The following is an 11,553-nucleotide window of genomic DNA, read 5'->3' as shown; positions in this document are numbered from 1 at the left end:
TTGTTACTGCTAAATAAAACAACAATGAAAAAAATATATTTTACTATAATACTGGCAACAGCTTTGAGTGCCTGCACCAAGCTTGATCTTAATCCGCTTTCAGAACCATCAACAGGTGGATTCTACTCAAACCAAACAGAGCTTGAACTTGCGGTGAATGATCTTTACCGTGCCGATTTCTGGGCAAACGATAACGAATATTTTAGTGATAATGCCTGGCATCGTGCACAGTTAGGCAATACCGTAACCTTTGGCACCATGAATGCTGATGATGCCTTTGCTTTGAGTTTATGGACGAATGCTTACAAAGCAATTGCAAGAGTCAATGCATTTATTGCAAATAAAGATCGTGCGGCAGCCAATACACCTGCTTCTGTAATAACAAGGCTTGAAGCAGAAGTTCGTTTGGTGCGTGCTTACGAATACGGTCGTTTGATTACTCATTTTGGTGATGTGCCTTTAATTAAAGAACCCATTGAAATTTCACAGGCATATAATGTTACGAGAACAGCGAAGAGTGAAGTGTTGACGTTCATTTTTGCAGATCTTGATTTTGCTATCGCAAATCTTCCAGTATCATTTACAACATCGCAGGTTAAACGTTTTACAAGAGGCTCGGCACTTGCCGTTAAAGCAAGGATTGCGTTGTATGAAGGTAAATGGGATATCGCAAGAGATGCTGCTGCTGCAGTTATGCAGTTGGCAACAGGAGGTACATATGCTTTACATGCAAGCTATCGTGATCTGTTTCTGAAAGCAGGGGAAACGAGTAAAGAAATCATCATCAGTATTCCGAGAGATGAAGCGCAGAAAGTTTTTAATGCCGGAGGATTTGTGCAGGATTTTATTTGCAGAAATGCAGGTGGATTTGGTGCACAGATTCCAACACGTGAAATTTTCGATGCGTATGAATGTAAAGATGGATTACCTATTGATGAATCAGCTTTGTATGATCCGAAAAATCCGTTTGCAAACCGTGATCCCCGTCTCACTGCAAACATTGTTGAATTCAATACGCAATGGTTAGGTTATTCTTATCAACCACATCCCGATACATTAACTGTATTCAGTTCAAAAGAAAACAGGAGAGTGAGTAACAGAGATACCCGTGCGGTTGCACAGTTCGCCAGCTTTACCGGGTTTTTATGGCGCAAAGGAATTGATCAGACATGGGCCGATCGTTTAAGAGAAGATAATGATGCTATTTTATTCAGGTATGCAGAAATATTATTGACGTATGCTGAAGCAAAAATTGAATTGGGCGAAATCGATGCATCTGTTCTCAACGCAATTAATCAGGTACGAGCAAGAGCTTATGGTGTAGCTGTAACAGCAGTGGCATCTTACCCCTCAGTAACATCAGTCAATGCAACTGAATTGAAAAGGATTGTTCGCAGGGAAAGAAGGGTAGAGTTTCCTTTGGAAGGTTTGCGTTATATGGATCTTATACGATGGAAGCTTGCAGAAAAAGCATTAACGAAACCAGTGATTGGATTGCCCGATCCTGCCGCACAAAACCGCAGCAAATGGCCTTTCCCCGGAGTTACGCCGCTGGATGATGATGGTGTTCCTGATTACTCTGTTTTTGGTACTGATGTAAAAAAACTTGCAGATCGCAACTTCGATAAAAACAGGCAATACTTATGGCCCATCCCAAATGTTGACCGTATACAAAACCCGGGTCTTACACAAAATCCCAACTATCAGTAAAGGCACTAATTCAAAAATATAATTCAACTAATTTTTTAATACATGAAGCGAAAGATATTTTCAGCTGGAAGCATTATGTGTGCCATGGCCATATGTGCTGCTGCAACAATAACAGCTCAAACAACAGTATCAACGGGTATTACATTGAAGCCGTCGTCCAAAAAACCGTTACAGATCAGCGGCGTATATCCGCATCTTACTGTATTTAATGAAGGTGGATCAACTGCATGCGAACCAATTGGAACAGATGGGAATTATGATAAAAAGTTAGAGGGTAGAGAGGTGGGTATTGGCGCCACTGTGCCATGGGCCGGTAAATTGTGGATGGTTACTTATTCACCACATTGCCCCAATGGAAGTTCAGATAAACTTTACAGCATCGATTCAAATTTGAATATGATTATTCATCCCGAAAGCGTTGGAGGAACACCTGCAAACAGGATGATTCATAGAGAATCAAATCAATTGATTACCGGTTCTTATTTAATCGATGCTAATGGAAAAGTAAGAGTAATACCCCTAACAGTGATGCCGGGAAGAATGACCGCAACTGCAAGACATTTATTTGATCCAGCTAACATGGTTTATTTCTATGACATGGAAGGCATGCTGTATGAAGTGAATGTGCACACGCTTGCAGTAAATAAACTTTTCAATAAACCGGTACCTGGTTGGCATGGGAAAGGCGGTTACACTGCACAGAAAAGATTGATCATTGCGAACAATGGCGAGCATAAAGTTTTTGATATAGGAAAAGAAGATCTGAAGGCTGGTGCTGCACCAAAAAATGATGAAGAGAAAGGTGTATTAGCAGAGTGGGATGGGAAAGAATGGAGGATCATTGAAAGAAGACAATTTACTGAAGTAACAGGTCCCGGTGGAATTTATGGTGCACCTGATGATAATGCTCCGGCATGGAGCATGGGTTGGGATAAACGTTCAGTTATTTTAAAACTATTGGATAATGGTAAATGGTACAGTTTCCGGTTGCCAAAATCAACCCGTACTTACGAAGGTTTGGGCGGATGGTTTACCGAGTGGCCACGCATAAGAGAAATTGGAAATAATAAAATGTTGATGGATATGTTTGGTATGTTTTATGATTTTCCTAAAACATTCTCTTACAAAAACACAGCAGGTATTTCACCCATCAGTAATCACCTGCGTTATGTTCCTGATTTCTGTAACTGGAATGGGAAGTTGGTTATTGCAACAGATGAAACATCGATACTTGAAAATCCAATGGCTGGCCGTTCACAATCCAATTTATGGTTTGGAAATTTTGCCGATCTGAAACAATGGGGTGCAGCAAATGGTTGGGGTGGACCCTGGATAAAAGATGCTGTAAAAGCAGGTGTACCTTCAGATGCTTTTTTGGTTAATGGCTTCGGAAAAAAAATACTGCATCTTAGTCACAATGCGGAAGAAGCAGTATCATTTACATTGGAAATTGATAAAGCAGGTAATAATAAATGGACGAACTATAAAAAGATCACTGTTGCAGCAAAAGGTTACCAGTATCTTATTTTCCCCGCTGATTTTTCTGCAAACTGGATAAGAATAAAATCGAATAAAAACTGTACAGCATCAGCATTCTTTCATTTTACGGGTAAGCCGCATGTAAAACAGGATGCCATGTTTAATTCAATTGCAGGTATTGATGAAGCCGGTGATGTGCATGCAAATTTGATTCGTCCTGCGGGCCATAATAAAAATTTACAAATACTCAATATCAGCAACGGTAAAAAAGAATATGCAGAGTTAGATGAGAAACTTGAAGTTGTAACTGCTGTTGCCGACAGTACGAAACAAATGGAGAAGTTGCTCTCCTTCAAGAAAGATTTTGAAGTGGATGAAGCGTCAGTTATTGTAAAAGATAAAACGGGTACTTTCCGTTTGCCAAAAACCTCACACAAGTATGAAACATTTTCTTATCGTAATGCAAGAGAACTTGAATCGGAAAGATATATGCTGAACGCTCATGGCACTTTGTATGAAATAGGAAGAGAGTCTGGCTTTGCAGCCATTCGTCCAATTACAACGCATAAAAAGAAAATTATTGATTATTGCACATGGCGTGGTTTACTTGTGATAAGCGGAACAAAAATAAATGCTGCAAAAGACGGACATTATTTCAATAGTAATAATAACAGCAACGGTCTTTGGTTTGGTGGTATTGATGATGTTTGGAAATTAGGCAAGCCGGTTGGTGAAGGTGGTGTTTGGAAAAACAGTCAGGTAAAAGCGAATCAACCATCACTTCCATACCTGATGACTGGTTATGATAAAAAGAAAATCTCTTTAACCGCAGATAAGGATATAACGATCACCCTGGAAGTGGATGTAGATCATAACGGATGGAATGAATACAAAAAAATAAAAGTGGCCGCCGGCAAAACTGTTGAATATGTTTTCCCTGATGGCTACAGTGCACACTGGATAAGAGCAACAGCTGATAAAGATTGTACAGCAACAGCCTGGCTTATCTATCAGTAAAATTTAATAAAGAAGCTTTCTTATAAGCAGCAGTTTCTCGTGCCCCGGTGAACGGCTACCGGGGCTTTTTAAAACCAGTTTCTTTCTTTGCATTTTAATAGTTATTACTAAGAACGATTATATGCCGTTAACAGAACAAAAGCAAACCACAAGCAGCGGGCCATTGACTATGACTGAACAAAAGGATAAATCAATATTTAGTGTGGCAGTGCTGGTAGCTGCATTGGGTTATTTTGTTGATATCTACGATCTGTTACTATTCAGTATTGTAAGGGTGGAAAGTCTTCGCTCATTAAATTTAACAGATGCACAATTGCTCACAGAAGGTGAAGCCATTATTCAATGGCAGATGTGGGGCTTACTCATTGGAGGAATATTATGGGGTGTAATGGGAGATAAGAAAGGACGCTTAAGTGTGTTGTTTGGTTCTATACTTTTATATTCCATTGCCAATATAGCTAATGGATTAGTGCAAACAACAGATCAATACAAAGTCATCCGCTTTATTGCAGGCATTGGTTTGGCGGGAGAGTTGGGGGCAGGCATTACATTGGTATCAGAACTCACTCCAAAAGAAAAAAGAGGACTGGCAACATCACTTGTTGCAGGTGTTGGCTTAACAGGCGCAGTGGCAGCATTTGTATTAAAACTTTATTTCGATTGGCGTACTTGCTATTTTGTGGGTGGAGGCTTGGGTATAGCATTGTTGCTCCTGCGTGTTTCAGTTTCTGAGTCAGGTATGTTTCATACAGTGCAAAAAGCAAACGTGCAAAAAGGTAACCTCTTCATGTTGTTTAATAACAAAGATCGTTTTAAACGTTACCTGTTAAGTATTCTTATTGGTTTGCCCACCTGGTTTGTGATTGGTGTATTAATCACATTTTCCAACGAGTTTGGTAAGTATATGGGTATTACAGAAAAAATCGATCCCGGTAAATCGATCATGTTTGCTTATGCAGGAATTTCACTGGGTGATATACTCATTGGTGTGCTTAGTCAATGGTTGAAGAGCAGAAAAAAAGCATTGTATATATTTTATGGCATTACCATATTCTTCATGATTTTATTTTTTACATCACAATGGAATGGTTCTGCAAGCAGAATGTACTGGATCTGCGGCGGACTTGGTTTTGGTGCAGGCTTCTGGGCCATTTTTGTGACAATGGGGGCAGAACAGTTTGGTACCAACATTCGGGCAACAGCAGCAACAACAATACCGAATATGGTAAGAGGTATGCTTGCCATACTTATACTTCCTTTGTTTCAATTATTGAGAGGTGCTACTGATTATTATACCGGTGGATGGATTGCAGCGGTAATTATTATGGCAATAACAATTGTTGCTGCAATATTATCGAAGGAAACATTTCATAAGGACCTGGATTTTGTAGAATAAAATCGTTGACGACCTCTCGAAAATTCAGGAAAACAAGTAACTTCATTTTGCTCGTCTTTATTTAAATCTGGCAAACACTAAATACCCAGTTAAATCACCCTAATCAAAATCACGAATGAAAAAAATAACAGGGTTATTTTTAGCCCTTTTTGCACTGCAATGTGTCTTTGCACAAACCCTTTCACCAATAGTAAAACAACATCATGGGTTTAATTATCAACGATTAGCGCAAATTGATACCATCTTGAAAAATTATCAAGATCAAAACTGGCTTGTTGGTGCTGTTGTAATTATAGTCAAAGACAATCAGGTTGTTTATTATAAAGGAAGTGGATATGCGAATCGTTCGAGTAAAACAAAAATGCAGGCTGATGCGATTTTCAGGATTATGAGCCAGACCAAAGCAATTACAAGTTTGGCAATTATGCAGTTGCTTGAGCAAGGAAGGCTTACCCTCGATCAACCTATATCTGATTTTATACCTGAGTTTAAAAAACCAAAACTGATCAATAGCTACAATGCTTCTGATACAAGCTATACCACTATTGCGGCTAAACGTGAAATTACTTTTCGGGATTTGCTGACGCATACATCTGGCATCGGCTATCCGGCCTCCGGCTCTGATACAATGAGAGCTATTTATGCTAAAAATAATATTCCATCAGGTCTTGGTTATTTTAAAGGGAATGCATTGGCCAAAATGAAAGCAGTAGCAGCACTGCCACTAAAACATAATCCCGGATCAAAATATACTTATGGCTTAAGTACTGATGTACTTGGGTGCTTAGTTGAAATAATCAGCGGAGAATCTTTGGAAACTTATTTTCATAAAAATATTTTTGAGCCGCTTGGAATGAAGGATACCTATTTTAACGTTCCGGCAACAAAGGCCGGCAGGATTCCAACTGTTTATACAGAGGATGAAAATAATTATATCATTGAATGGTCGCCTACGTTTAGAAATATAGACCCCGGGTATCCGTTGTTTCAAAAAAATACTTTTTCGGGGGGATCAGGATTGTCGTCAACAGCATTTGATTATTCCATTTTTCTCCAAATGCTTTTAAATGGTGGCAGGTACAATAACAAACAAATATTGGGAAGGCGCACTGTAGAATTGATGTTAAGTCCGCAGTTGGCCGATAATGTATTTGGTGATAATAATTTTTGCCTTGGGTTTGAATATACAACCGAAAAAACTGCAAACTTAAAGATGCAGAATAAAGGTTCATTTTCGTGGGGTGGATTCTACGGTTCATACTATTGGGCCGATCCAAAAGAAAAACTGATCTGCCTGATTATGACTCAGCATACTCCCAATTCTCACAAAGATTTTGTTGATAAAATCACAAATACCATTTATGGCAGTTTGAAATAAAAAAGTTGTAAAACAGGGGCATTCCTTTCGGAGATGACTTTCAAATCATGTATTGGTAAATGCGAAAAACATATGCCTTTGTTATTATTGACCTGTTCATCTTATTTTAATCTTGTTGGTTATACTTGCAGCGGGGTCACAACACTATGTGGCAGGACTGCACACAGCCCGATGTTGCAGCTTTTTTTACCTGCAAAATATTTATATATTTTTCCTGGTTAATCGTTGATAATCCCACTATGCACGATTATAAGCAGTAGTGGATTGTGCGAATAGCAACTGTTTGTCGAAAGGCAGGTACAATAATTTTCGGTGGCCAGAAGTGAAACCTAACATACCCCATAGAATTTGGCTGCTTTTCGTACTATGAATCTTTAAGTTAATTTTTGTTGAAAAAACGAATGTTCATCGATAAACTTGGTTTTCTAAGCAGTATTTCAAATCGGCTAATAAGGCCAAATTATCCATCAATCGGCTCAAATTTCGTTCTTTTTTTTCCGCCTTAACGGACAACCCCGATTTTTTGAAAGGTTGTCCGTTTTTTGTTTCTATAAAACTCATGCCGGTATGAAGTATTAGCTGAAGGGCTTTAACGCTATTTGCTTTTGACGTATTCAATTTTTACAGGACCAAACAATCCGGAAGGTTGCAATGTACTGGTTGCTTTGTAAGTATTAAACGGACTCCACGTAGGTCGTTCTTCCTTGGGCAGTTTGCTATCGCCGATCAATCGATTCATCCAGTTATTTACCACTTCAATCTTTACTTCGTTTTTTCCTTCTTTCATAAGTTTTGAAATATCCAATTTGTAAGGTGCCGTCCACAAACCACCGGCATAGGTTCCGTTTACAAAAACTTTAGCCATCGCTGTAACGGAGCCAAGTGATATGCTGATATTGTTGTGTGCGGGAAGTTTGTCTAAATTAAACGTAGTATTATAAATAGCAGTTCCGGAATAATATTTAATGCGATCATCCCCTGACTTTGTCCAATCCATTAACGTATCGAAAACAACAGGTGAGGATGGCCCTCTTTGTAAAGAATCAAACTTCACCATCCATGGACCTTTTAAATTTACGAGTGTAGTTGCTGAAGGATAATTAGCAGCAATATTTACAGTAGACTTGTTGTTGATTGCTTTACGAAATACAATGAAGACGCTTTCATACGGGGCAAGCTTCAATGGCACGGCTGTGCTGCTTTCCGTTTGTGTATAGGCAGGCAAATCACGAATAGAGCCAGTAACAGCTTCCCATATTTCCGGTTGCAGACCTGTTACTCTAAACTGCGGTGTTACTTCTTTTGTAACAGTTGTTTGATTAGATAAAAAATATATCTCCATTCCATTTACTTGCCTGTGACCATAGTGAATGGATCGATCATTCGGCAAGCTGCAATCAGGAATACAATTGATCACAGCAAGTGCTTCTTTCATCGTCATTCCATTCATGATGATGCCTTTGCCCGCTTTTCTCATTTTTACTTTTATACCATCAACGTTTCCCCATATTTCTTTTGCCATAACAGCTATCTGTTGATCGGCAGCAGGCTGTCCTTGTAAACTAGGCGAACGTTGCGGCGCAGGTCCGAGAATAACTGCGCCATCCATAATAAGTTGTTTGATCTTTGCTAATACGGACGGCCGCATGGTACTTAATTTTGGTAAAACCATCATGCGATATTGTGTGCCATGTGGTAAGGAGATCAATCCGTCTTTCACTGTCATGTACTTTTCAATCACCTCTGCATTCATATAGTCAAACTGGTAACCAACCGGCAACTCAGGATCAGTTACACCTGTCATTGCAGGGGCATCTTCACCTATAAAATAAGCTACATCTGCAACATTCAATCCTTGCTGAAGCATGAGATTGGTCCGCTTGAGATATTGTGTGTAAACATCCATTTGCGAAAACCATGTATTTTTTCTATTGAACTCATTGCCAAACCATGCATTCATGCCGGGATTTTTTTCTTCATATGGTTGGGTTATATACACATGTAATAATGTATTGTTGATGCCTTCTGCAAAGAAGCGATCGCCACGTTGTTTCATGCTGGCAGGGTAACGACTGAAAGGATCACCAGCAAACGTATTCGACTCTGCAGAGATTTTTGTTTTACCATAAATATGTCCACAAGATGAAGCAGCTCTGTTTTCAATGTTTCCTAATTCACCTTCACTCCAAAACTCACCCGCTATTTCATCCGATTGTCCGCCATACATTAAAAATTCACTGGGAAATCCCCAGTGGCCATAGTTTTCCAGCCAGGTCGTTAATCCATGTTTATGACTTACATCTCTTAATCCTCCAACATAATCATAAGCCACTTTATCGGCAACCATGCGCCGCATGTCCCAAAGAAAACGATCAGAGCTCAATTGATCTTTTACAACTTTTCCCTGGTAAACAGGTAAGTAGGGAAGGGCATCATATCCATATCGCTTTTTAAATTCGGCAAGAAAATCATCTGTAAAATTTTGTCCGCCCATCTCGTAACTATCCTGCACTACTACCTTAAAACAAGTTCTGTCTTTTTCGGGAATACGTTTTAACACTTCACCAATAAAAGCATCAAAATGTTTCTCTACATGCTGCCTGCTCATCTTGTCTACTTCAAGACCGGTAGCTTCAGGCGATGCAGGTCCATTCACAACTCCTGTTGCTGTCATACCCGATCGCATGATCATCCATTCACCTGCAGGTACATTCCATGTAAGTGTTCCATCTGCGGAAAGGTATTTTGAAATGTCAAGTACTTTTGATGGATCAGTTGCTGTTGCCTTATCATCAATTTCAGTTTGCATCGGCCATTTGTAATCGTTCCATGAAGGCAATGGAGTAGGATGCATTTTAGCGAATGTTTTTTCACTGTATCGTTCCACAAGTGGTGCAGATGATAATGTAACTTCAGCAAGACCGTTCCCGGCAATCGCATCTTCAATGATCAACCTGAATGAACTTGCTGTTGCAGCCCGAAAAGAAATTACGATCGGAGCATAAGGATCAAAACCAACATTGAGTGAAGCATTAGAACGGTTGATATCAAATTCTCTGATCGTTTGATATTGTCCTTTCGCATTTTTTTCTTGCAGTTTTGCTTTTGCAAACATTAATTTTTCAGTTGTGCTGATAGAGATGCTGCGTGCGGTAAATGGGGTCTTTGTATCAAGCTGCAACGTAAAGGATTTGCCTGACGGAAAAACTATACCGGTTTTTTTATTGCCATCAATCAGGTTTACTAAGTTTGATGTTGAGGGAAAGGAACGTATGGAACAATTGGTGCTGTTCAATTGCAAGTTGTCATTTTTTGAAACAGGGTATGCAATGAGTTTTACATCCTCAAAATGTTCAGCTGGCTTTTCCAGTTTTTTAGAAAAGTGAACCGGACCTTTTACACGCATAGAAGATGAAGTAAGGTAGCGCATAGCTTCCTTCGGTTTTATCCATGGGCCACCTGATTGGCTCCAGCCCGGTGAGTTGAAAATCCCAATGTCGATGTTTAATGCAGTAGCGGTTTTCAGCGCTACATGCAGAATTTCCCACCACTCATCACTCAACATTTTTACTTTACCATAAGGAACATTTTCTAATCCAATGTTGCCAATAAATGCACGGTTAATACCGGCAGCTTTCATTGCATGCAAATCTTTTATAACACCTTCTTTTGAAATATTGTCTGATATCCAATACCAGTAGACACTTGTTTGAATGGAGTCGGGCGGATTTATGAAACCCTTTTCTAATGTTTGTGCAGAAAGAGAATCGATACACAATATTAAAATGACCGCCAGAACAGGTAATTTGCTAACTCTTTTCTTTATAAATCGGGATATAAAAAGTAAACTATTCATATTCATTATTGATAGCAGATGCTGGTATATTTTATTTTGTCTTTGTTTTTATTCATTATTCTTTTTTGGGCATCGATGTTTAAAATGTTGCAACCTTTTTGAAAAGCTGTACAAACTAGAGATATATTGTTTCAATATCAGGGGACAAAACGGTCAATTCCATATTAAACAAGTGATACGTTCAATGTTTTTTTTAATTTGATGGCGTCATTAAAAAAGACAATCAAAGTAACGGGACTTATTAGAATCAGTTGGAACTATTTTTTAAATTTAATCATAGTAAAAAAAATAGTGAATTGTAATTTTTTAGTTGACAATAGTCTTTTCTGTTATTGTTTTTTTTTGTTTAATCGTCGATAAAATGTTCTTTAACAACAGACAGTACGGGTTGGTCAAATAGTTTTTTTGCATGACTTTTAAATTCTAAATTGATTGCTATGCTTATTTCCAAACAAAGGCTTTTCTCAATAATGCTGAATATTGAGAAAACGCCAACCAGCGAAATGCTTGTTTCGCACAGTCATTCCAAAATTCTCCATTTCCCCGGTCTGCCGGAACCCCTTCCGGATGGTAAAGAAATACCTCAAAAGGTATTGGATTCGTTTCAACACAGTTGATGTTTTCCTGTGATATAAGTGTTAATGTGATTAAGTAAAACGGAACTGATGTTTGCAGTTTACATGATTCATCGTCCGGGTGTATTATTAGACCGGTCTA

The 11,553-nt window shown here is 38.8% G+C and carries 5 protein-coding genes; 4 read left to right on the top strand and 1 reads right to left on the bottom strand.

From position 1 onward, the window contains the following. Positions 1-24: 24 nt before the first annotated feature. From H4075_RS15455 to H4075_RS15440, 4 genes are all read left to right on the top strand, one after another. The gene (locus H4075_RS15455) at positions 25-1,710 is read left to right on the top strand and encodes a RagB/SusD family nutrient uptake outer membrane protein (RefSeq protein ID WP_182801733.1); all 1,686 of its coding nucleotides are present in this window, start codon (positions 25-27) and stop codon (positions 1,708-1,710) included. Positions 1,711-1,752: 42 nt separating this feature from the next. After that, complete coding sequence (locus H4075_RS15450) at positions 1,753-4,206, top strand: hypothetical protein (RefSeq protein ID WP_182801732.1); 2,454 nt, start codon at positions 1,753-1,755, stop codon at positions 4,204-4,206. A gap of 121 nt (positions 4,207-4,327) precedes the next feature. Continuing rightward, positions 4,328-5,602 (top strand): MFS transporter, encoded by a 1,275-nt coding sequence (locus tag H4075_RS15445; protein ID WP_255460205.1) that lies wholly within the window; start codon positions 4,328-4,330, stop codon positions 5,600-5,602. Between the two features lie 115 nt (positions 5,603-5,717). Beyond that, positions 5,718-6,980: a serine hydrolase domain-containing protein gene (locus H4075_RS15440; protein WP_182801731.1), complete on the top strand. Its 1,263-nt coding sequence runs from the start codon at positions 5,718-5,720 to the stop codon at positions 6,978-6,980. 595 nt (positions 6,981-7,575) lie between these two features. On the opposite strand, the gene H4075_RS15435 is transcribed toward H4075_RS15440, so the two are convergent. Next, positions 7,576-10,836: a glycosyl hydrolase gene (locus tag H4075_RS15435; RefSeq protein ID WP_182801730.1), complete on the bottom strand. Its 3,261-nt coding sequence runs from the start codon at positions 10,834-10,836 to the stop codon at positions 7,576-7,578. Between the last annotated feature and the right edge of the window lie 717 nt (positions 10,837-11,553).

The organism is Lacibacter sediminis, assembly GCF_014168535.1.
Taxonomy (GTDB): domain Bacteria; phylum Bacteroidota; class Bacteroidia; order Chitinophagales; family Chitinophagaceae; genus Lacibacter; species Lacibacter sediminis.
Note: the sequence above shows the minus strand (reverse complement) of the source record. Positions and strands in the feature narration are given on the sequence as shown.